22 protein-coding genes and 5 pseudogenes are annotated in these 23,250 nt (G+C 38.2%); 4 read left to right on the top strand and 23 right to left on the bottom strand.

Annotated features, from left to right (window positions below; translation table 11 throughout):
• Window positions 1-113: 113 nt before the first annotated feature.
• The 9 genes and pseudogenes from AC6H22_RS03215 to AC6H22_RS03175 all read right to left on the bottom strand — a co-directional run.
• The gene (locus AC6H22_RS03215; protein WP_005628698.1) at window positions 114-926 is read right to left on the bottom strand and encodes a D-hexose-6-phosphate mutarotase; all 813 of its coding nucleotides are present in this window, start codon (window positions 924-926) and stop codon (window positions 114-116) included.
• A gap of 84 nt (window positions 927-1,010) precedes the next feature.
• Window positions 1,011-2,456, bottom strand: a complete 1,446-nt coding sequence (locus tag AC6H22_RS03210; protein WP_497513335.1) for a sulfatase family protein — start codon at window positions 2,454-2,456, stop codon at window positions 1,011-1,013.
• Complete coding sequence (locus tag AC6H22_RS03205) at window positions 2,456-4,135, bottom strand: solute:sodium symporter family transporter (protein ID WP_118790108.1); 1,680 nt, start codon at window positions 4,133-4,135, stop codon at window positions 2,456-2,458. Before AC6H22_RS03205 ends, AC6H22_RS03210 begins: the two co-directional genes overlap by 1 nt.
• Window positions 4,136-4,314: 179 nt before the next feature.
• Window positions 4,315-4,554, bottom strand: coding sequence for an IS3 family transposase (locus tag AC6H22_RS03200; RefSeq protein WP_005628693.1), 240 nt, complete (start codon window positions 4,552-4,554; stop codon window positions 4,315-4,317).
• 225 nt (window positions 4,555-4,779) lie between these two features.
• Window positions 4,780-5,098: pseudogene (locus tag AC6H22_RS03195) on the bottom strand (transposase).
• Window positions 5,099-5,188: 90 nt separating this feature from the next.
• The gene (locus AC6H22_RS03190) at window positions 5,189-7,144 is read right to left on the bottom strand and encodes a site-specific recombinase (protein ID WP_118816848.1); all 1,956 of its coding nucleotides are present in this window, start codon (window positions 7,142-7,144) and stop codon (window positions 5,189-5,191) included.
• Window positions 7,145-7,220: 76 nt separating this feature from the next.
• Window positions 7,221-7,364 (bottom strand): annotated as a pseudogene (locus tag AC6H22_RS03185) (PP2C family protein-serine/threonine phosphatase); the annotation flags it as partial.
• Window positions 7,364-7,516: pseudogene (locus AC6H22_RS03180) on the bottom strand (NAD-dependent deacetylase); the annotation flags it as partial. The pseudogenes AC6H22_RS03180 and AC6H22_RS03185, both read right to left, overlap by 1 nt.
• A gap of 4 nt (window positions 7,517-7,520) precedes the next feature.
• Window positions 7,521-7,637 (bottom strand): annotated as a pseudogene (locus AC6H22_RS03175) (DNA translocase FtsK); the annotation flags it as partial.
• Window positions 7,638-7,854: 217 nt separating this feature from the next.
• Between AC6H22_RS03175 and AC6H22_RS03170 the strand changes: the two are divergent.
• Window positions 7,855-8,856 (top strand): annotated as a pseudogene (locus AC6H22_RS03170) (virulence RhuM family protein/type II toxin-antitoxin system death-on-curing family toxin).
• Between the two features lie 51 nt (window positions 8,857-8,907).
• On the opposite strand, the gene AC6H22_RS03165 reads toward AC6H22_RS03170, so the two are convergent.
• The 8 genes from AC6H22_RS03165 to AC6H22_RS03130 form a co-directional block, all read right to left on the bottom strand.
• On the bottom strand, window positions 8,908-9,618 hold the full coding sequence (locus AC6H22_RS03165; protein WP_005628684.1) for an SIR2 family NAD-dependent protein deacylase: 711 nt from the start codon (window positions 9,616-9,618) through the stop codon (window positions 8,908-8,910).
• Window positions 9,619-9,621: 3 nt separating this feature from the next.
• On the bottom strand, window positions 9,622-10,512 hold the full coding sequence (locus tag AC6H22_RS03160; RefSeq protein ID WP_005628682.1) for a 5' nucleotidase, NT5C type: 891 nt from the start codon (window positions 10,510-10,512) through the stop codon (window positions 9,622-9,624).
• Between the two features lie 58 nt (window positions 10,513-10,570).
• A complete protein-coding gene (locus AC6H22_RS03155; RefSeq protein WP_005628680.1) occupies window positions 10,571-11,524 on the bottom strand; it encodes a helix-turn-helix transcriptional regulator in 954 nt (317 codons plus the stop codon).
• A gap of 64 nt (window positions 11,525-11,588) precedes the next feature.
• Window positions 11,589-12,074: a C40 family peptidase gene (locus AC6H22_RS03150; RefSeq protein WP_005628678.1), complete on the bottom strand. Its 486-nt coding sequence runs from the start codon at window positions 12,072-12,074 to the stop codon at window positions 11,589-11,591.
• A 52-nt stretch (window positions 12,075-12,126) separates the two neighbouring features.
• The gene (locus AC6H22_RS03145; RefSeq protein ID WP_005628676.1) at window positions 12,127-12,417 is read right to left on the bottom strand and encodes an integration host factor subunit alpha; all 291 of its coding nucleotides are present in this window, start codon (window positions 12,415-12,417) and stop codon (window positions 12,127-12,129) included.
• A 1-nt stretch (window position 12,418) separates the two neighbouring features.
• Window positions 12,419-14,806 carry a phenylalanine--tRNA ligase subunit beta gene (pheT, locus tag AC6H22_RS03140; RefSeq protein ID WP_118816847.1) on the bottom strand — a complete coding sequence of 796 codons (2,388 nt, stop codon included), beginning with the start codon at window positions 14,804-14,806 and terminating at the stop codon, window positions 12,419-12,421.
• A gap of 33 nt (window positions 14,807-14,839) precedes the next feature.
• The gene (gene pheS / locus AC6H22_RS03135) at window positions 14,840-15,829 is read right to left on the bottom strand and encodes a phenylalanine--tRNA ligase subunit alpha (RefSeq protein ID WP_032825725.1); all 990 of its coding nucleotides are present in this window, start codon (window positions 15,827-15,829) and stop codon (window positions 14,840-14,842) included.
• A gap of 147 nt (window positions 15,830-15,976) precedes the next feature.
• Window positions 15,977-16,654: a hypothetical protein gene (locus AC6H22_RS03130; RefSeq protein WP_005628671.1), complete on the bottom strand. Its 678-nt coding sequence runs from the start codon at window positions 16,652-16,654 to the stop codon at window positions 15,977-15,979.
• A gap of 48 nt (window positions 16,655-16,702) precedes the next feature.
• Here AC6H22_RS03130 and yfaE point away from each other — a divergent pair, with 48 nt between their 5' ends.
• Window positions 16,703-16,951, top strand: coding sequence for a class I ribonucleotide reductase maintenance protein YfaE (gene yfaE / locus AC6H22_RS03125; RefSeq protein ID WP_032825724.1), 249 nt, complete (start codon window positions 16,703-16,705; stop codon window positions 16,949-16,951).
• Here yfaE and dapB read toward each other — a convergent pair.
• The 6 genes from dapB to ribH all read right to left on the bottom strand — a co-directional run bounded on the left by dapB (window position 16,946) and on the right by ribH (window position 20,855).
• Entirely contained in the window at window positions 16,946-17,758 is an 813-nt protein-coding gene (gene dapB, locus AC6H22_RS03120) for a 4-hydroxy-tetrahydrodipicolinate reductase (protein ID WP_005628667.1), read from the bottom strand. The genes yfaE and dapB overlap by 6 nt on opposite strands.
• A 16-nt stretch (window positions 17,759-17,774) precedes the next feature.
• Window positions 17,775-18,404, bottom strand: coding sequence for a LysE family transporter (locus AC6H22_RS03115; RefSeq protein WP_005628665.1), 630 nt, complete (start codon window positions 18,402-18,404; stop codon window positions 17,775-17,777).
• Window positions 18,404-18,895, bottom strand: a complete 492-nt coding sequence (locus AC6H22_RS03110) for a phosphatidylglycerophosphatase A family protein (protein WP_005628663.1) — start codon at window positions 18,893-18,895, stop codon at window positions 18,404-18,406. The genes AC6H22_RS03115 and AC6H22_RS03110 overlap by 1 nt, the downstream gene beginning before the upstream one ends.
• Window positions 18,892-19,878 carry a thiamine-phosphate kinase gene (thiL, locus tag AC6H22_RS03105; protein WP_118816844.1) on the bottom strand — a complete coding sequence of 329 codons (987 nt, stop codon included), beginning with the start codon at window positions 19,876-19,878 and terminating at the stop codon, window positions 18,892-18,894. Before thiL ends, AC6H22_RS03110 begins: the two co-directional genes overlap by 4 nt.
• A 65-nt stretch (window positions 19,879-19,943) precedes the next feature.
• Window positions 19,944-20,378, bottom strand: a complete 435-nt coding sequence (nusB, locus tag AC6H22_RS03100) for a transcription antitermination factor NusB (protein ID WP_005628659.1) — start codon at window positions 20,376-20,378, stop codon at window positions 19,944-19,946.
• 3 nt (window positions 20,379-20,381) lie between these two features.
• Complete coding sequence (gene ribH, locus AC6H22_RS03095) at window positions 20,382-20,855, bottom strand: 6,7-dimethyl-8-ribityllumazine synthase (RefSeq protein ID WP_005628657.1); 474 nt, start codon at window positions 20,853-20,855, stop codon at window positions 20,382-20,384.
• A 226-nt stretch (window positions 20,856-21,081) separates the two neighbouring features.
• On the opposite strand from ribH, the gene asnS reads away from it, so the two are divergent.
• The gene (gene asnS / locus AC6H22_RS03090) at window positions 21,082-22,485 is read left to right on the top strand and encodes an asparagine--tRNA ligase (RefSeq protein WP_005628655.1); all 1,404 of its coding nucleotides are present in this window, start codon (window positions 21,082-21,084) and stop codon (window positions 22,483-22,485) included.
• A 75-nt stretch (window positions 22,486-22,560) separates the two neighbouring features.
• Window positions 22,561-23,250 (top strand): carbonate dehydratase, encoded by a 690-nt coding sequence (gene can, locus AC6H22_RS03085; RefSeq protein WP_005628653.1) that lies wholly within the window; start codon window positions 22,561-22,563, stop codon window positions 23,248-23,250.

Raw genomic sequence — 23,250 nt, 5'->3', positions numbered from 1 at the left:
GTTAATAGTAAAAATCTTTTCGCTAAAAATAAAAGATTTCAAATTTGTTGCCCGCAAGGAACGAGCAAAATCCCGCGAATTCTATAGTATTCACACCACTTATGCAACAAAATTTAGCCTTTAAGCGAAATTTCTATGCTTAAACTTTCGCCAAATTCAAGCAAGTGATGAATACGTGCAGTTTCTAAGCACAACATCGTTTGATAGCCAGTTTCACTCATTCCACTCGTCTTTTTATGCCAAGGATTCCAAAGGACAAATTGGCTTGAATTATGATGATGCAGTGCGATCGTACGATTGAAACTTTTATCTACGATCTGATTCTGCATTTTTTCTGCAGAATAAATGCAATCAACATTTTCAGAAATGTGACGCGGTGACGGAACATTTTCTTGTTGTTGGTTTAAGCTATTAAAACAAGTTTCAGGTAAACCTTGTACTTCCACTTGATTAATATCCCCAATATTGAAATAGGTATGCAATGCTGCTTGTGCAGGTTCTTCGCCATAATGTGTGAAAGTTAAATGACATTTGTCTGTGAACACCATTACAATTTTAGCTTCGATAATATTTAAATCAGAAAACAACTCAAATTCTAACCGCACTTTATGCGCTGAAATATCGTAATGACTCAACTGCCATAAGCGAATACGAGCTGTGCCATGTGCAGGTTGTTTTACACCACCAAACCAAGGATAACAAATCGGTACACCACCACGAATAGCATTGCCATTTTCGAATGGTTCTACTTCACTTAACCATAATACATCTTGCATCGTATTTTGCGGTTTCCAACTGATAAGCTGTGCCCCTTGTAAGGAAATTTTTGCCGTTCCAACCGCATGTTTTAAATGAAGAACTGGGATGTCGTTATGTTGAACAAGATGAAGCTCTGGTGTCAGTGTTTTTAGTAATGTTGTTTTCATGTTTATTCCTGTAGTTTTAAAAGATAAATAAGGTGCAGAGATAACAAAGGGCGTATCTGATACGCCCTTAATCTACGACTTTGGTTAAATTTCGTCAATAATTCGATAAACCCAATTTTCCAGTGGGTCATTCAGACGTTTCATCTCGGCGCGCATTTCTTCCAACATCTCTTTTTTGATGCTGTTATATTGTGAATCATAGAATAAATTATGCATTTCTTCTGGATCGTTACGGATGTTGTAAAGTTCACAAACATCAGTCGCATTAAATACGAGTTTGTAATCTTTACGACGCCACATACGTTGTTCAAAATACACAAAATGCCCTGCGAGCTGACCAAGCACACCTTTTCTTTGGTTATCTTGGTGTTGGCGCATAATCGGGAGAATACTCTGCCCTTCAAAACTTTCAGGTACTTTTTGATTAGCTAAATCAAAAACTGTCGAGGTTAAGTCGTGAAGATAGACAAAGTTATCATCTTCTTGATTGACTCGGTCTGAATTTGGGTCTTTGATAATCATCGGAATGTTATAGGTGGCATCAAACATAAATTCACCTTTTTCAATCATTCGATGCGCGCCCATTGCATCACCATGATCTGCGGTTGCTACCAAGAAAGTGCGGTCATAAAGGCCGTTTTTTTCTAAGTAATCGAATAATTCACCTATTGCATCATCAATTAAGGTGATATACCCCCAAAATTTTGTGATGACTTCTTTCCAATGATCTTCGCTCGCCTCCCACATTCCCCACATTTTTGAAATTGTGCGAAAATGCCCTGGTTTGCCCTCTAACGGTTTAAAGAAACTTTTATCAAGTACCACATCTTCTTTTCGATACATGGAATAATAAGGTTCTGGCACGATACAAGGCGTGTGAGGCCCCCAGAAGTTTATCCATGCAAAGAACGGCTTGCCTTCATCTAATGATTCTTGAATATATTTTTTCGCTTCATCAATAATGAAATAAGGGATGGTTTGCTCTTTAGTGCCTGATAGCAAACCGCAAAGTTCTTGTACCTGTAAATGCGGATTATCACCAAAGTAGGTGCGGCTTACTTCTGGGATTTCATACCCCTTTTCTTCTAACCATTCTTTATAACGATTGGAATGTGTTGGCGGTTGGTTGAAGACTAAATTTTTATATACTCCACTGCCGGGATAACCATAACCATCAAAGTTATGGCCTTTAATCCCATAATCTTCGGGTACGGATTTAGTACCTACGTGCCATTTCCCTACAACATAAGTGTTATAGCCAGCTAGTTTACCGATATTCGGTTTTTCTTGGCTAATTTCACCTGTACCGCCTTTTTCCCCATTCTTAATAATGCCGTGAGACGACGGCATTAATCCAGTAAAAAGCGAAGTGCGTGCAGGACCGCAAACAGATGCTGGAGTGAAGGCATTATTAAAGCGAACGCCATCTTTTGCCAAACGATCTAAATTCGGGGTTTTCACAATTTGGTGACCATAAGGCCCCAACATATCTTTACGAATTTGATCCAGTAGAATATAAATAATGTTCATTATTTAGCCTCTTTATCTCGTACAACAAATAACACGATAATTTGTAACACCGCCCATACGCCAAGCACCATTGACGGATTGCCAGATTCTGATGCCATACCAAGTGGTGAAAGGAAAGTGTAAAGCGCAAGTAAACCTAAGATTAAAGACACGCTGGTTACTTTTAAGTATTTCCAGTTAGTTAAATCTACGTTACCTAAGTTTTCTTTGTTTTCAATGTAAGGTTCACGGCGTAAGAATTGTCCTAAGATGAGCATTAATACGACATCAAATACGAATAATCCGCCCATAACATACACAAAGTTGATTTTGACATTAAACACCCAAACGATGCAGAAGTACAAGATAACATGAGCAAGTAAAGCAATACGTGCCGCTTTGCCAGATACCGTTTTGTTAAACATACCTACGGCAAATAAAGCAACGATTGGAATATTCACAAATCCTGCGAAACGTTTAGTGATTAAGAAGATACCATCTGTACCAAACATGAGTAACGGAGCGAAAATCATAGTGACAATGGCCATAATGGTAGAAACTTTTTTCGCATAAGAAATTAATTCTTCTTCTGACCGCACTTTTTTGCTGATAGAAGGTAATAAGTCTTTACAGTAAATGGTTGCTGCTGAATTTAAGAATGAGTTAAAGGTACTTAAAATTGCGCCAAATAATGCAGCAATAAAGAAACCTTGTAACCAAGTTGGCAATACTTTGTTTACTAATAATGGATAAGAGGCATCAATTGGATTTATGCCTTCACCTAAAATATGGAAACTTAATAAACCAGGAAGGTTTAAAATGATCGGTAAAGTTAATAAGAATAGTGCCGCAATCAAAATACCTTTTTGACCTGATTGTAAATCTTTCGCGCCTAAACAACGTTGTACAATAGCTTGGTTAGTTGTCCAATAGAAAAAGTGAACAACCATAATCCCCGTGAAAATCGTTGGCCAAGGTGTGGCATCTGTTTCGCTACCAATCGCATTCCATTTTTCAATGTGCGTTGTTGTGATTGTGTGTAAACCTTCGGAGAAACTGCCATCGCCTAAATACATCAAGGCAAAGAATGGTACAAGCAATGCGCCAATGACTAAAATCACTGCATTGATCGTATCTGATACCGCTACCGCTTTCAAACCACCAAAAATCGCATAAATAGCCCCAACAACGCCAATCGCAATAACGGTGTAAGTTATGGCGGCCCCATAGCTTAAGCCAAATGCGGTTTCTAAGTTGAAGATTTTATTGAAGGCGATTGCACCAGTATAAAGTGCGGTTGGAATTACGATGAAAAGATAAAACACCAAGAATAATGTTGACATAATCAAGCGTGTTTGACGGTCAAAACGGCTTTCAAAAAACTCTGGCACTGTTGTGTAACCGTTACGCAAATATTTCGGCAACATATAAAGTGCCAAGAAACAAAGCGGAATAACCGTTGGAACGGTCCATGCGATAATTGAAAAGTTTCCTTTATAAGAGACCGCATTTACACCGATCAGTTGTTCTGTTGAGAGTGAAGTTAATACCATTGAGCACCCTATCACTAACCCACCTAAACCACGACCAGCTAAGAAATACCCTTTGGATGTACTTAAATCATCCCCTTTTGTTTTTAACCAAGAAATATACGCGACCACACCGGTTACAATGAGGAAGCTGAGTATCGTCATGAGCATATGTTGTCCTCCCTATATCGATCAACATAGCATAAAGATAATATAATGCTCTCTAAAGGGTTATGATAATTGTCATATTAAGATTGTGAGGTGGATCACAGAAATAATAATTGAAGATAAATTCAATGGTTTTTATTTTCTGGCAGTTAAAACTGCCCCCCAAAAGTTGGACAGGTTAGTTAACTTAAATATTGAGCTCGGTATTGCACTGGGCTCAATCCTTTTAAACCAAGTTTAATTCGTTTTTGATTGTAATACACTAAATATTCTTCAATTTCAGCCTGTAATTCAGCAATTGAATGATAAGTCCGAGAGTAAAAACACTCTGATTTTAGTATCGCAAAAAAACTTTCAATCACCGCATTATCGTAGCAATTTCCTCGGCGACTCATACTTTGAACTGCTTTACCTTCCAACATCTTTACCCATTCCGCCGTGCCATACAATACGCCTTGGTCGCTATGAATAATAGGGCATTATGTCGGTTTAAGCCGACTAAGCCCTTGTTCTAACATCTTTTTTACCAATGAAAACTTCGGGCGTTTTAGCCACACGAAGTAAATCATTTAACGCGTGGTCCGGCTTCAATCTTTCAATGATTTTTCTTTTTTCTGTCGTTGTTTTTGACGGTCGAGCGCCTCCAACTACTTTAGATAAGCAATCTCCGCACGAGCCAAGGCGAGCTCTCATTGTAACTTTTTAAACGCTTTAGGTGAAAAGTCTGTGGTTTCTGGAATTTCAATGTCTTTCTTTTTCATCTTTGGCTTCACTATTTTCGGGGTTTGAAGGTTTGTATGAGGCGATTTTACGCCATCAAACCCTCTTTCCCGAAATGCTTTTAGCCAATAGATGACGGCAGAATGGGGAATGTTATGAAGTTTAGCCACCTCACGGATACCATACATAATCCTGTTCGGTGACGAGTTTGATAATTTTCAAACGAAATTGATAAGGGTAGGACATAATCTGCACCTCAAAATAGGTGTCCAGATTTTGGGATGCAGATCAAAGTGCGGTCAAAAACGTTGATATTTTTGACCGCACTTAAGACGATTATTTATCTAATTGAACTGGAAGAAATAAGCTCAATGGCCGTTTTTTCACAATTTGGCAAACTTCATGCCAAATTGGCCACCAGCTCTCAATTTCCGCATTCAAAGAACGCAGTGCGACCCAAAGCGTTAATGAAAAACTGACAATTAAATTCACTAAACCAATCAACAATACAAAACCAATGCATTGTAAAAGCAATGAGTAGGTGAATTGTCCGCTCACAGCAATATAGCCTACATTCGCAGATGAAAATGCCACATGACGAATATCTAATGGAAGGTGCGTTAAGTAACCTACCACACCCGTAATACCAAGCAGCATACCAAAGCAAAGATTACCGATAAGCGAGCCATAATTCTCATGCATATAATTAGCAAATTTAACGCGAGATTTCTCAGACATTAATTTTTTCAATAACGGATGTTGGGTTAAACGCATACGCATATTCAAATAATTGCTGCGGTTATCAAAATAACCCGAAATAATCCCTGAACAGAATAACCATACACCCGCAATGGCTGCAAACCATAAGGTTCCCGCAAAAGGATCAATGCTATGCAACTGATAAGCGATTTGCTCGGAGTTCATCAACGGCTCACCTGTTTTATATTGGTAACCAAAAGCAATCAATGCAGCCAATCCCATCGCAATAAGTACATTGCCTAGCACCGCAATACTTTGAGAGCGAAATACATCCACTAATAATTGGGCTAATTTCATATTGACGCTTTTACCTTGAGGCGTTTTCTCAACAGCCTCAGCAAAACGGGCTGCAGTCATGGCTGGCTGTTTCGTCGCTACCGTAAAATGCAACATAAAGATCACCATAAAACCTAAGCCGTAATTTAAGCCTTCGGCAATCCCTTTCCAGACTTTGTCATCAATAATGCTACCTAGATAGATTTTAAATAGCGCCATCAGTGCAATTAATACTCCACCACCTGCCGCAGAATAAAACATTGCCCAATACTCTTTTTTATCTCGCGTAATGTAGTGCTCGCCGTGGTCACCCGCATTTTGGGTAATGCTACGTGAAACTAATCTTGAGCTTTTTTTCCATAATCGGGTGATGCTATGTTTTTCTGCTGCTGCGCGGGCAAAACAGCCAGTTAATAACAATATTCGGCGTGGTAAATAGCGATTTGAAACAAAAATCGCCATCAAGGTTTCTAATCGTTCTAAGGTCTGAGAAAGACGCTCCAGTAAATAAGCCGTATTTAAAGAAGAGCCCACCACTGCTCCACGTTTTTGCAAACGCTCAACCAATTTTTTACATTGGCTAAACATTACCTGTAAATGGCTATCATCAAAAACGGTTGATTGGCGACGTGCCTGTAACCAATTCACCACTTCATGGTGCAATGCCACAAAAGGTGAATCAGTATTTAACAGAGAGGGGTCCATTCGCATCAGTTCAGGATCCATATCTTCAGCTGCAATCCAAATTGAAAGCATCTCAATGGCAAATAGCCCTTCACTTTCAATATGATTTTTTAAACGTTCCCGATCTTTTTGTTCTGTATAACGGGTTAAAACGCCAAATACGCCTCGCCACGTTTTTAATGGGACGGCATCAATCCAGCGCGCATCATTTTTATCGCTAAACAATAAATAAAAAATATCACGTAAATCATTAATATCTTTAAAAGAGGGGTTAAAACGCTCATAAATACGCGTTTTCATTTCTTGCCCAAAACCGCCACGCGTAAGAATACCACTGCTAATAAACAACGAGTAAAGACGTAAACCACATAACCAACCACATAATAATTTCGAAACAGAACAGCCTAATTCTTTGTCGTTCTTTAAGATAAACTTAAATAGATGTAAGGTTGGAGAAATTTTTTCTGTAGGGCTACTACGTAATAATTGACACAGCCCTTCCACAAGACCAAAGGCATCATTTTTCTCGACTTTATTACGCAAAAATTGCGGTAAAGTATCTGGTTTTATCATGCTTTCCTCCTGTAATCGTTTATATTCAAAGGGTAAATATTATACAGATCTGTTAGGGAAAATCAAAATGAAAGGAAAAGTGCGGTCGGTTTTCAAGGCGTTTTTCAGCCGTTTTGAGTTTATATTGAAACACCGCCTCGCCATTAAAAAGGGCATCTTGGTTGTGTCGCTTGTTGCTGCCAATTTGTTGGCAGAAGGTAATTTCGCAAAAATTTTCCATTATTCAATCGCTTGTTGAGAAGGGTTTAGAAGGCAATCAATCGCTTTTAGTGCATCTAATGCTTTCATTTCTAGACTTTAAAAGTGCATTTTCGGCACACCTGCATCTTGCGGGTTAATACGAATAAATCCGCCTTTTTTTGCTTTCGCCGTACTTAAAACCCAACATAAATCTGCGTTGAATCACCGAGCTAGATGCAACTTTTTGTTGTTTCACAAATTTTTTTACATCCTCAAAAAGTGGATCTCTTGCCATAATTACTTTCATTGCCATTATTTGCTCCTTTTATTGATTAAAGGCTTGATAGATATGTAAGAAGTAAAAAATCTCCCTTTATGGAAAAATTATATGAAAGGAAGCGACAACTTGTGTCGTTTGTGAATATTGAAAGCGGTTATTTTTAGAAGATTTTTTGCAAATAAGATAATCTGTATTGCAATATGTATATTTATCTGGTTATATATACATATAACTTATTAAGGAAAATAATATGAATAACCCAAACCCGATTGAAATTTACCAAGCTCAAGATGGCACAACTCAAGTGGAAGTGAGATTTTAAAATGACACCGTTTGGCTTTCTCAGGCGCAGATGGCAAATATTTTTGATACTAGCTCAGATAACATAAGCCTACACTTAAAAAATATTTTTAATGAAGCAGAACTTGATGAAAATTTAACTACCGAGGATTTCTCGGTAGTTCGACAAGAAGGGAAAAGACAAGTTACTCGTAAGGTTAAACATTATAATTTGGATGCTATAATTTCTGTAGGCTATCGAGTGAAGTCTAAATCTGCAACAAATTTTAGAATTTGGGCAACTGCACGTTTAAAAGAATATCTGACTCAAGGCTATACTATTAACCAAAAACGTTTACAACAAAATGCTCACGAATTAGAACAAGCACTTGCGCTTATTCAAAAAACGGCAAATTCATCGGAATTAACGCTAGAAAGTGGTCGTGGATTAGTGGATATTGTCAGCCGTTATACGCATACGTTTTTATGGCTACAACAATATGATGAAGGTTTACTTACCGAACCACAAACACAGCAAGGCGGTACATTACCGACTTATATTGAGGCCTGTTCTGCACTAGCAGAGTTAAAATCACAGCTGATGGCAAAAGGTGAAGCAAGCGATCTCTTTGGGCGTGAACGAGATAACGGCTTATCTGCGATTCTAGGCAATTTAGATCAAAGTGTATTTGGTGAACCTGCTTATCCAAGCATTGAAGCAAAAGCGGCACATTTGCTTTATTTTGTCGTCAAGAATCATCCTTTTACAGATGGTAATAAACGTAGTGGTGCATTTTTATTTGTGGATTTCTTGCATAGAAATGGGCGTTTGTTTGATCATAATGGGCATCCAGTTATCAATGATACTGGGCTTGCAGCACTCACTTTATTAGTTGCAGAATCTGATCCGAAACAAAAAGAAACGCTTATTAGACTTATTATGCATATGCTTAAACATAAGCAAGATAAATAATGATAAATAGCGACCGAAGTTGCTATTTGTTTAAAAAGTGCGGTCAGTTTTCTATGATTTTTTAATTTTCTCCAATAACTCGGCGACCACTTTAGGAACGCCCTCACCCGCTTTTTCTTTTATTGCAATCACTTTCTTATGAACAAATCCTGTATTGGGATTAGGATCGATCAAATAGATAAGTGAACCGTATGGAGCTAGATTTACCAATCCATTAGCTGGATAAACTTGTAATGAAGTGCCAATAACAATCACAATATCTGCCTTTTTTACTAACTTTTCTGCTTTAGGAAACATGGGTACATTTTCCCCAAAAAAGACTATATGTGGACGCATTGGATGACCGTGATTATCCTTATCCTCTAACAGTTGATCACCCAAACATGGAACAATGTAATCGGTATTAAAACTGCTGCGAGCTTTATTCAATTCACCATGTAAATGGAGTACGTTAGTACTTCCCGCTCGCTCATGTAAATCATCCACATTTTGAGTGATTATATGAACTTCATAAAACTCTTCCAATTCAACCAAAGCTAAGTGTGCAGCATTAGGCTCTGCAGCTTTAGCATTACGACGTCGTTCATTATAAAACGCCAATACTTTTGCACGGTTTTTCTTTAAGGCTTCTGGCGTGCAAACTTCTTCTACTTTATGCCCTGCCCACAAGCCATCTTCCGCTCTAAAAGTAGGAATACCACTTTCGGCACTAATGCCTGCGCCGGTTAATACTACGCAAATTGGTTTATTTTTCTCTGTCATTTTTCAGGCTCCTTTTTGTTCTAAAATTTCATCAACCTGTCTATCTCTCGCCATCATGCCAAATATATTCCCTGCTTTATAAAGTGGTTGATAATTATAGCTTTCAATATGTAAGAATGACTTATCTGAAAGGCGTTGGAAATATTGTTTTAGCTGTGATTTTGAGCGTAATAGCACTTCATATTCAGATTGAATATGAGCGCACATGGCATCAATACGCAATTTAAATTCATCACTGTGATAAGGACTGATAATTAAATAGACCGTTTTGTGTTCGGTTGCTGTTTCATCCGCATAAACACAGGCTAAATTAAACACTTGCCATTTATAACGATCTGCAAAAGCACCAATGATTCGGCTTTGCTCCTCAGTTTCAACTTGCACGAGGGCGGCTGGCTTTTTCAAGCAATCTTGCAAAATATCACTTGGCGTAAAAGGCCCACAGTCTAAGTAAGATAAGACGCAATTCCAGTTAGCAAATTGTTCTGTACCAAAATGAACATGTTCACCTTGAAATTTGCCAGCGCCATTTTTAGTACGATCATCAATTAAATAATCGCCTTGGTTGAGATTTTTATGATGGGATAAAATCAATCGTTTGTATAAGGCTGAACCTTTTTCTTCACCGAAATAATGTTGAATCCATTTTACTTTATCACTCCAAGCGGAAGGATTATGCCAAGGAGCAGTAGAAAGTACATAAATATGATATTTTTTCATCAATTTATGCACAGCAGAAATCGCATTCGGCATGGGCTCCATTAAGCTAAAAATACCCTCAACTTCATCATATCGACCTTCATATTCTCGCTTGGTTTTATCATCTAGTTTTGCAATACCCGATGGAAAATCTACCATCACATTATCCATATCAATGTACACAATCTGTTTCATTTGAATGTCCTTTCTTCAGATAGATTTATCATAAAGCACAAAGCGACAATTTATGTCGTTATACTGTTTCTTCTAAATATACACGCTCAATTTCTTGATAATTTTCACCAAAGTGAGCTATCCACCATTCCAGCATTTGACTTTCGATCACAGTTGCTGAAATTTCATAATCATCCCCAGAATCTTTTACTGTTTGATAGGTTGATAATGGTGTTTCTGTTAAAAAGCCACCAATATCTTTATTAATGCGGAAAGTTAACCGGATTTTTCGACCATAGGTAAAACCAAACTTTTGGCTTTCTACATAAGATTTCAAATTGAAATCAGGGCGTTCAAATATCATTGTACTTACTGTTACCTTAAGCAAGCGATGCAAAGCCAAGTGTAAAATATCGCCATTCTCATATTGTGCGACTAAATAGCTACTTGGCCCTTGTTGTACCAAAGCCAATGGCTTGACCTGAGCCTTATGTTCTTTACCGTGAATACTCCGATAATGCACCTGTAAAAATCGATTTTGATAAAGTGCGGTGCTAATTTGAGAAAAAATTTCTGGATTGATTTTGGCAGGTAATAACGGCTGACTAGTGGGCGCAATAGCAACTTTATTAAGCCATTCAGCCCCTGATTTTTTATGGCTGTCATAAACCAAATTATATTCGGCCTGTTGAAAGAACGCTTCCATTGAGCTCATAATGCTAGAAGGCAAAATACCATTGAGATATTGTTTAGCAAGCATAAGCACAAGTGATTGCTGTTCATTTAAAATCGGTAAATCCAAGCCTTTAGCATTTGATTTCCATCGGTAGCCATAAGGTTTATCACGCATATCACGTTCAATTTCAAACTGTTGAGATAAGTTTTCTAGCTGGCGTTGAATTGAACGAATATCACGTTGAACGCCAATATCAGCAAGTTTTTGTAAGATTTCTTCGGCGGTAATGAAACGTGTTTTCGGAATAAGGCGTAAAATTTCAAGTTGAATTTGAAGTGCGGTTAAGTTTGAGGACATTTTATCTCCCAAATTTGAAAAAAATCATTATAAAAAATGCTGGAAAATTCCAGCATTATACTTTCTAAATCCGTCTGACTTGCCAGAAGGCTTTCGACCAATAAGGGTTATTCATTGAAGAATAGACAACTCCCCCTTTGGTGGAAGCATGAAGGAATTTGTCTTCTTTTACATAAATTCCCACATGATAGCCATTAGGGCCACGACCAGTTTTAAAGAAAATTAAATCACCCGTTTGAATATCTTCTTTGCGTATATGTTTACCATAATTGGCTTGTTCAGTTGTACTTCTTGGCAAACGAAGATTAAAACGCTCGAAGAAAGTTTTCTGCACAAAACCGGAACAATCTACGCCACGACGTGAAACACCACCGAGCACATAAGGTGTACCCGCCCATTCATGTTGTTGTTCGCTCAACATGGCTATGGCCATAATAGGATCGCCGATTTGACCTTTATAGTTCATCGCATAATCATCGTTTTGAAAACTAGAACAAGCGAATAAAAACAGCGAGGCAGTAGCGATTAAAAATGATTTATATATTTTCATACCTTTTCATATGAAAAGTGCGGTAGAAATTCACCGCACTTTTTGTTGCTTACTATTTAGTTTTTTCTACACGAGCACGTAACTTTTGCCCTGGTTTAAATGTCACCACTCGGCGAGCAGAAACTGGCACAACATCACCAGTTTTCGGGTTACGACCTGGGCGAGATGACTTATCACGTAGTTCAAAATTACCAAATCCTGATAATTTCACATCATGACCAGATTCTAGCGATGAACGAATCTCTTCTAAAAAGTTCTCCACCACATTTTTCGTATCGTGTTTAGATAACTGATATTTATCACTTAAATATTCAATAATATCAATTTTGGTTATCGTAGCCATATTAATCCCTTAATTCAGCATTAAAGCGTTGTTTTACCTCCGCTAATACTGCTGAAATCACTGCATTAATTTCTTCATCTTCAAGTGTTTTTTCATTATCTTGGACAGTTAAGCTAATAGCTAAACTTTTATAGCCTTCAGCGACGCCCACACCTTGATATACATCGAACAAGTTCACTTGCACCAATTTTTCGCCGCCTGCTTGTTTACAGGCTGCAATTAATTCCCCTGCTGGTACGCTATCTGCTACAACTAAAGCTAAATCACGACGGTTTGCTGGGAATTTAGAAATTTCTTTTGCTTGCACCACATTACGTGCCGCAATTGTATTCCAAAGAATTTCAAATACAAAAGTTTTGCCATTTAAGCCAAGTTTTTGGCTAATAGATGGGTGAATTGCACCAATAAAACCAATTTCTTGACCATCTAATTCAATAGAAGCAGATTGGCCAGGGTGTAATGCATCAAATTGTTTTGCAACAAAACGAACTCTATTACCACCTTCTGTTAAAGAAAGTACTGATTCTAAATCGCCTTTAAGATCAAAGAAATCAACAGACTCTGCTTTGCCTGCCCAATGTTCAGGTTTTGCCGTTCCAGTAATTACCGCACTTAAAACAAATTCTTGACGCACGCCAAATTCAGCATTGGCATCTGGCACAAAACGCAATCCAGTTTCAAATAAACGAACGCGAGATTGTTGGCGATTTTGGTTATACAGCACAGCACCTAATAAACCACTAATCAAAGACACGCGCATTGCTGACATTTCCACAGAAATAGGATTTGGCAATACAAGTGCTTCTTGATGTGGATGTAATAAACTTTGAATTTTTGGATCCACAAAGCTATAAGTAATGGCTTCTTGATAATCAGCATCCACAAGTGCGGTCTTAATTCGAGCTAAATCTAAATCAGACTCTTTGTGCTCACGCATGCGGAGATGCGCTAGTGGCGCATTGTTTGGAATGCTGTTATAACCATAAATACGCGCCACTTCCTCAATTAAATCTTCTTCGATTTCAATATCAAAACGCCAGCTTGCAGAAGTTACCGTCCAAATATCATTAGCATAAGTAACATCGAAACCAAGACGGTGGAAAATTTCTGTTACGCTTTCTGTGTCAATATGATGACCTAAAAGTGCATCTAATTTACTACGGCGAAGTTGAACGGTATTGACTTTAGGAAGATGAGTTTCACTGCTTGCTTCACAAATCTCACCCGCTTCACCACCACAGATTTCAAGCAATAATGCGGTTGCTCGTTCCATTGCTTTACGGGCTAATTCAAAATCCACACCACGTTCAAAACGGTGTGATGCATCAGTATGTAAACCATATTGTCTTGCACGGCCTGCAATAGCTAATGGAGCGAAAAATGCGGATTCTAAAATCACATCTTTCGTTTCGCTATTCACGCCACTCGCTGCACCACCAAAGATCCCTGCCATTGCTAAAGGCCCATTTTGGTCGGCAATTAATAAAGTATTTGATTGAAGTTTTGACGTTGAACCATCTAATAATACTAATTCTTCACCTTCTTTTGCGAAGCGAACTTGAACAGGTTGTGCAACTTTGGCCGCATCAAACGCGTGCATTGGTTGACCAAGCTCAAGCAAAATGTAGTTAGTAATATCAACAATAGGATCAATAGAACGAATACCACAACGACGCAATTTTTCTTGCATCCACATTGGTGATTGTGCTTTTACATTGACGTTCTTTATCACACGTAATAAATAACGCGGGCACACTTCTGGCGTTTGTAAATCAATTTGAACTTTATCAGAAATTGTTGCTGGCACCACTTCAAAGTGCGGTTGATTTACAGGATGTTTATTTACCACACCAATTTCACGCGCAATACCCGCAATGCTCAAACAATCCGCACGGTTTGGCGTTAAGCTAATTTCAATAGCATTGTCATCTAGACCTAAATATTCACGCAAATCTGTACCGATTGGAGCATCAAGTGGCAGTTCAATAATGCCATCAGCTTCAACATCAATACCTAATTCAGAAAATGAACAAAGCATTCCTTCTGATGGTTGACCGCGTAATTTCGTTTTCTTAATTTTGAAATCGCCAGGTAATACCGCACCTTCTGTTGCGCAAGCCACTTTTAAGCCTTGACGACAATTTGGTGCGCCACACACAATATCCAATAAACGATCACCGCCTACGTTCACTTTAGTTACACGTAATTTATCCGCATCTGGATGTTGTGCACATTCTACCACTTCACCCACAACGACACCATTAAATGTACCCGCAACGGCTTCTACCCCATCCACTTCTAAGCCAAGCATGGTAATTTGCTCGCATAATTGCTCGGTTGAAACGGATGGATTCCCCCATTCTCTTACCCACTGTTCACTAAATTTCATTTGTTGTTATCCTTTTAATTCAAATCCGAGAAATTACTTAAATTGTTTTAAGAAACGTAAGTCGTTTTCAAAGAACGAACGTAAATCTGTTACGTTATAACGTAACATTGTTAAACGCTCAACGCCCATACCCACTGCAAAACCAGAATATTCATTTGGATCAATACCAACGTTACGCAACACATTTGGGTGCACCATACCGCAGCCCAACACTTCTAACCATTTACCGTTTTTACCCATCACATCCACTTCGGCTGAAGGTTCGGTGAATGGGAAATAAGATGGACGGAAACGCACTTGTAAATCCTCTTCAAAGAAAGCACGTAAGAAATCGTGCAATAAGCCTTTCAATTCTGTGAAATTTGCTTTTTTATCCACATAAAGCAATTCAATTTGGTGGAACATTGGTGTGTGCGTTTGATCGTAGTCATTACGATATACACGTCCCGGAGCCATAATGCGAATTGGTGGCTGCATGTTTTCCATAGTACGAATTTGCACGCCAGAAGTTTGAGTGCGAAGTAATAATTCTGGATTAAACCAGAAAGTATCGTGATCCGCACGTGCTGGGTGATGTTTAGGAATATTTAACGCATCAAAGTTATAATAATCACTTTCAATTTCAGGGCCATTTTCAACTGAAAAGCCAAGTTCTGAGAAAAATTTTGTTACACGATTAATCGTCATGGTAACTGGGTGTAAGCCACCGGTTTCAACTTTGCGACCTGGTAAACTGACATCTATACGTTCTTTTTCTAATTTTGCGTTAAGTTCAGCCTGTTCCCACTCCGTTTTTTTTGCATTTAAAGATTCTAACGCAGCTTGTTTTGCTTCGTTAATTTTTGCGCCCATCGCAGGACGTTCTTCTGCTGACACATTACGCAATTCTTGCATTAATTGAGTAAAATGCCCTTTCTTACCAAAATATTCGACCCGGATTTCATCCAAAGCCGTTAAACTTTTATCCTGAATGGATTCAATCGCTAATTTTGCTTTCTCAACAAGCTCGTTCAGATGTTGCATAGTTTCCCCTGCTTCTCTTTTCTCTATAAAATAAAAACCGAGTAATGATAATACCAAGTACTTAAAAAGTAAAAGAATAATACGAAAAATCATTGGTTTATCAAAAATAAAAATGGAATAACGTTATCGATATTCCATTTTTTCTTGTTACCAACAAAATCGTTCATTCACAAAATTTTCTGACCGCTCTTTTTGCCATTTTTCTTTATTTTTTGGATTAGCAAAAAAACGTGCTTGTTCCTGTAAACGTTGGACTAATTTTTCTTCTGCTTCTTTTAACGCTTTTTGACGATCTGCAAATTTTGCGGGTAATGCTGGTAAGAAAATAACTTCATAAGGATGCGCAATTGTCCATTTCACCGCATTTTCGGCAGCACGACTTTGTTTATCAAAATTGCAAAACGCATAAGCATTAACAAACTGCCCCACTACATGGCTGAACCCTGTATTATCCTGCACCGTTTGTTTTGGTAAATCCAACACATAAAGTGCGGTGATCAAGCGATTTTGTCCACGATAAAACCAAGTAACGGCTTCATCTCTTAAGCCAAAATCATAAGCCCTAGCGGCTAACGTGAACATCGTCATTGGTGAAATACGGGCCGGATTTTCTTCTACAAATTTCACCGCACTTTTATAACCTTTTATCGTATTTTCACGTAGCATAGGATCAATTTCTTTATGTACAAATACATTTTCTGCTTTTCCATTTTCAGCAGAATAATAAGGTTTGATATAAACATCCACCGTCTTCACTGGTTCTTTACTAATAGAACTACAAGCAGTAATAAAAAGTGCGGTTATAAAACACAGTATTTTTAACATATGGATTTTCCTTATATAATGTCCAGCAAATTTCACTGCATTGTTATTATGAAAATTCATCTAATCTACAGTAAAACCACATTAGAATTCAATAATGAAACAAGTTTACTTGAGCATCTCGAGAAAAATAATATTCACCATGAATATCAATGCCGTAGTGGCTATTGTGGTTCTTGTCGTGTGAAGATCAAAAAAGGCAAGGTATCCTATAAAGATACGCCCCTTGCCTTTATTCAACCTGATGAAATTTTATTATGCTGTTGTCACGTAGAAAGTGACATTGAAATTGATTTATAAATTATTTAAATCTAATACATCGGTCATATCAAATAAGCCATTCGCCTTATTTTCTACCCATTTACCAGCACGCACTGCACCATTAGCGAAAGTCATTCGGCTTGATGCTTTATGGGAAATTTCTACACGCTCACCAATATCTGCAAACCAAACCGTATGTTCTCCTACTACATCCGAAGCACGAATAGTAGAAAAACCAATTTCATCGCGTTTACGTTCGCCTGTGATTCCTTCACGACAGAAGACTCCGTGAGTTTTTAAATCGCGACCTAAGGTTTTCGCGATATGTTCGCCCATAGAAAGTGCGGTGCCTGATGGCGCATCGACTTTATGACGGTGATGTGCTTCGATCACTTCAATATCGCAATAATCCCCCATCACTTTTGCCGCTTTTTCTAAAAGTTTGAAGACTAAATTCACGCCGACACTGAAATTTGATGCAAACACAATAGCAATTTTATCTGAAGCTGCTTTAATAGCCACTTTACCATTTTCATCAAAACCAGTTGTACCGATCACCATTTTTTTATTATTCGATACGCAAAATGCAATATGTTCAAGGGTTCCTTCTGGTCGAGTGAAATCGATTAATAAATTGAATTTATCTTTTTGGCTTTCAAGATCGTCCGAAACTGTTACACCAAGTTGACCAATTCCCGCCAATTCTCCCGCATCTGTCCCGACTAAAGATGATCCTTTGCGTTCAAAAGCCGCACCTAGTTCCACGCCTTCCGCAGAATGAACCGCTTGAATTAATTGACGCCCCATTCTTCCGCCAGCACCAGCGATTGCAATTTTTAATGTCATGTTACTTCCTTTTTTATTAATGAATTATTTCGTTGAGGCCGCTATAAACAAGCACACAACCAAAAAATAAAAATACAATACCCGCCATATTATCAATATAACGGCTGTATTGACTGTATAAACGCTTGGCAATATTACGTGAAAAAATCAATGAAATCACATAAAAATAACAAAATGTTTCTACCACAATCACCATAAAACCCAAGATAATTTGCCACATTTCAGTGATATTTACTAAGACAAGCGACATCACGCTACTAAAATACACCACGACTTTTGCATTGGATAAATTCACTAAAAGCCCTTTCAAAATTTCTTTTTTGATTGTGGTTTGCTGATTAAATTCAATATCAGAGTGCGGTTCAAATTTAGCGTATTTTTTGCTGCGAGCCATTAAAAAACCGATATATGCTAGGTAACTACCGCCTAGCAACATAATCACGCCATGTAATGCAGGAATAGTAACGAATAACACCGCCAATCCCAACATAGAAAGCATTCCCCAAAAAGCGATGCCAAGCGTTATGCCTAAAATGCCACAAACTGTATTACGACGAGAGTTACTTGCCGCCATCCGACTTACATAGAAGAAATCAGGTCCCGGCGTCATTAATCCAAATAAATGTACAATGATTAAATTTAGCATCACGACATCCAATACTGAATAGCCAATACGACAATCACGGCATAAATTGCCGCTAATACATCATCGACCATAATGCCAAAACCACTTTCGAGTTTTTCGTCCAAATAACGAATTGGGAACGGTTTTAAAATATCGAAAAAGCGAAATAACACAAAAGCAGCCAAAATCCATTGCCAAGATAATGACGGTATCGCCGATAATACAATAAATACACCGACAAATTCATCCCAGACGATAGAACCATGATCGTGCACGCCCATATCTGCAGTAGTTTTTTGGCAAAGGTAGCAACCGAGTAGAAAACAAAGTGCGGTAAAAATTAAAAAGGTTTTTACACCTAACAAAGAAAGCAAAATCACGCCTAAAATTGTTCCAGCTAAGCTCCCCCAAGTACCGGGAGCAGGATGAATTAAGCCCGAGCCAAAACCAACGGCAAGCAAATGAATAGGATTTAAAAGAGAGATTTTTTTAAGAGGATTATTTTCTGTCATTTTGATTCCTTAAAATGATCGAAACCGCTTGAAAATGTAATATTCACAAGCTTTCCATCCCGTAAAAAACGGGGAGAAAAGTCGCCGCACTTTTCATTAATTTTACCAATATAAGTGCAAGGCACGTTCAGTTTTTTCAAGCGTAATTCTAATTCATCTTTATATTCGGGCGGTATGGTAAAACAAAGTTCATAATCTTCTCCACCACTTAAGGCAAATTGTTCCGCTTGAGTGCGATCATATTTATTTAAAATCGATGATGAGAGAGGTAATGCAGTCAGTTCAACTTCAGCACTACATTGGCTTCGCTCAAGAATATGCCCTAAATCAGAGATTAACCCATCGGAAAGATCAATGGCTGCATGAGCGATGCCAATTAACGCCCGCCCAAGTTCAATTCTAGGTGTGGGTCTAAGATGTCGTTGTTGCAAAAAAACATCATCTGAATCAACCGCACTTTTGCCCAATAAAATTTGTGTTAAACCAGCCGCACTATCGCCTAAAGTGCCTGAAACATAAATTAAATCGCCAACTTGCGCTTTATGACGACAAATCCCTTTACCTTTTTCGACAAAGCCTTGTGCCGTAATGGTAATAGATAAGTTGCCTTTTGTGGTATCGCCACCAATTAATGTGACGTTGTATTGTTTTAACGTGTGCAATAAACTTTGACTAAATGTTGAAATCCAATTTTCATCTACATTTGGCAAAGTTAATGCCAGAGAAACCCATTTGGGCTGTGCCCCCATTGCAGCAAGATCACTTAAATTTGTTGCAACCGCCTTATAAGCTAAATCTTCAGGTGAAATGGTTGGTAAAAAATGCGTATTTTCCACCATTGTATCCGTCGTAATGGCAAGCTGATAATTCTCTGGCACGGAAACCAGCGCACAATCGTCGCCAATAGATAATTGAACGGAATCATCAACTAATATTTGTTGCTGAAAATATTGTTTAATTAAATCAAATTCACCCATTGCCATTTTCACCTATCTTATAAAAGAAAAGGCACGCGTTAAAAACGCGCGCCATTTTCAGTTTAAAAGGATTATTTACGTCCTAATGCTGGTGCGATTTTATCAAGTACGCCATTGATATATTTATGGCTTTCGTCTGCACCGAATACTTTTGCCACTTCAATCGCTTCATTGATAACCACTTTATATGGCACATCTAACTCAAAGCGCAATTCATAAACGGCTAAACGTAAAATTGCAGTTTCAATAGGATCAAGCTCATCAAAAGCACGGTCAATATAAGGCGAAATAGAAAAATCAACGGTTTCAATATTTTCTACTGTTTGACGAAATAATTTACGGAAGTAAGGTTTATCTACGCCATCCATATCTTGATCTAACACAAAGGCTAATTCAACTTGTTCTGCAGTATTGCCCGATACAGCCCAAGAATACAAGGCTTGAACAGTACATTCACGCGCACGACGACGAGCAGAAGGCTTTTTAACTTGTTTTTGTTCTGTCATGATTTATGCCGCATCAATTTGTTGAATAAGATTAACCATTTCAAGTGCGGTTAAGGCTGCTTCTGCACCTTTATTACCTGCTTTAGTACCAGCACGTTCAATCGCCTGCTCAATATTTTCTGTGGTTAATACACCAAAAGCGACTGGGATTTCAGCATCCATTGCAACCTTTCCTAAACCGCTGCTTGCTTCCCCTGCTACATATTCAAAGTGCGCAGTACCACCACGGATAACTGTACCTAAAGCTACAATCGCATCAAATTTTTTACTTTCAGCTAAACGACGAGCAACTAATGGCAACTCATACGCACCCGGAGCACGCACGATAGTGATATTTTCATCTTTCACTTGGCCGATACGTTTTAATGCATCAATTGCACCTTCTAATAAACTTTCATTAATAAAACTGTTAAAACGAGCAATTGCTACTGCAACTTTTGCATTAGGTGCTGCGACTGAGCCTTCTAAAACTTTCATATTTTTTCCTATTATTAGCCATAATGATTTTGGCCCGAGATTTTAGCATAAAATCGCGTATATTCAATATTAATAAGGCTTTACCCTATTTTATTTAGGGCTCATTTTTAAGACTATTTTATTGTTCATAGCCCGCACCAACACTATATTTTTATGGAAAATTTCCTTCATTAAGGTAAACTATCGGCAATTTTATGTGAATTACATTCAGTTACAGAGGTTTAATATGTCTAAAGTGGCATCAATTGTTGATGTATTACAAGGGAAAGTGGCGATTGGTGAAACCGTCACTGTGCGTGGTTGGGTGCGTACCCGTCGCGATTCTAAAGCAGGTTTATCTTTCTTAGCGGTTTATGACGGTTCTTGCTTTGATCCAATTCAAGCAATTATTAATAACGATATTGAAAATTACGAAAGCGAAATTTTACGTTTAACAACAGGCTGTTCTGTAATTGTAACAGGTAAAGTCGTTGAATCACCTGCAGAAGGACAAGCAGTTGAATTACAAGCAGAAAAAGTAGAAGTGACAGGGTTTGTTGAAGATCCAGATACTTACCCAATGGCAGCAAAACGCCACTCTATTGAATATTTACGCGAAGTGGCTCACTTACGCCCTCGTACCAATATTATTGGTGCGGTCGCACGTGTTCGCCATTGTTTATCTCAAGCAATTCACCGTTTCTTCCATGAGCAAGGTTTCTACTGGGTGGCAACCCCATTAATTACTGCATCAGATACTGAAGGTGCGGGTGAAATGTTCCGTGTTTCTACACTTGATTTAGAAAATCTTCCACGTGGTGAAAATGGAAAAGTTGATTTCAGCCAAGATTTTTTCGGTAAAGAATCATTTTTAACGGTTTCAGGTCAGTTAAACGGCGAAACCTATGCTTGTGCATTAAGCAAAATTTATACTTTCGGCCCAACATTCCGTGCAGAAAACTCGAATACCACTCGTCACTTAGCTGAATTCTGGATGGTTGAACCAGAAGTTGCATTTGCAACTTTAGCGGATAACGCAAAACTTGCAGAAGATATGTTGAAATACGTATTCCGCGCAGTATTAGCAGAGCGCAAAGACGACTTACAATTCTTTGAAAAACATGTAGATAAAGATGTTATTACTCGTTTAGAAAACTTTGTAAACTCAGATTTTGCGCAAATTGATTATACTGATGCCATCGATGTGTTATTAAAATCTGGTAAGAAATTTGAATTCCCAGTTTCTTGGGGTATCGATCTTTCTTCTGAACACGAACGTTTCTTGGCGGAAGAATATTTTAAATCACCAGTTGTAGTAAAAAACTATCCAAAAGATATTAAAGCATTCTATATGCGTTTAAATGATGATGGAAAAACTGTGGCGGCAATGGACGTGTTAGCACCGGGAATTGGTGAAATTATCGGTGGTTCACAACGTGAAGAACGTTTAGACGTGCTTGATAAACGTATGGAAGAAATGGGATTAAATCCAGATGATTATTGGTGGTATCGCGATCTGCGTAAATACGGCAGCGTTCCACATTCTGGTTTTGGTCTTGGTTTTGAACGCTTAATTGTCTATGTAACTGGCGTGCAAAATATTCGTGATGTAATTCCATTCCCACGCGCGCCAAGAAATGCGAATTTCTAATTCAATTTAACTTTAATATTGACCGCACTTACCTAAAAGTGCGGTTAATTTTTTAAAAATTTTAAGGAAAGCAAAATGGATAAAATTAAACAACTCTTTGCCAACAATTACAGTTGGGCGCAAAGAATGAAGGAAGAAAATTCTACTTACTTCAAAGAGCTTGCGGATCATCAAACGCCACATTACCTTTGGATTGGTTGCTCTGATAGCCGTGTGCCCGCTGAGAAATTGACGAATCTTGAACCTGGTGAATTATTTGTTCATCGTAATGTTGCTAACCAAGTGATTCACACAGATTTTAATTGCCTTTCTGTTGTGCAATATGCCGTCGATGTGCTTAAAATTGAACATATTATTATCTGTGGCCACACCAACTGCGGTGGTATTCATGCCGCTATGGCAGATAAAGATTTAGGGCTTATCAACAACTGGCTTCTTCATATTCGCGATATTTGGTTCAAACACGGTCATCTTCTCGGTAACCTTTCCCCAGAAAAACGTGCGGATATGTTGACTAAAATTAACGTAGCAGAACAGGTTTACAATCTAGGTCGCACTTCAATTGTAAAAAGTGCTTGGGAACGCGGACAAAAACTCTCATTACACGGCTGGGTATATGATGTAAATGATGGATTTTTAGTGGATCAAGGCGTAATGGCAACCAGTAGAGAAACCCTTGAAATTTCTTACCGTAATGCTATCTCACGCTTATCAACGCTTGATGAAGAAAGTATTTTGAAAAAAGATCATCTTGAAAAGATCTAA

The organism is Haemophilus sp. THUN1690, from assembly GCF_059704375.1.
This window is presented reverse-complemented; position numbering and strand designations above follow the sequence as displayed.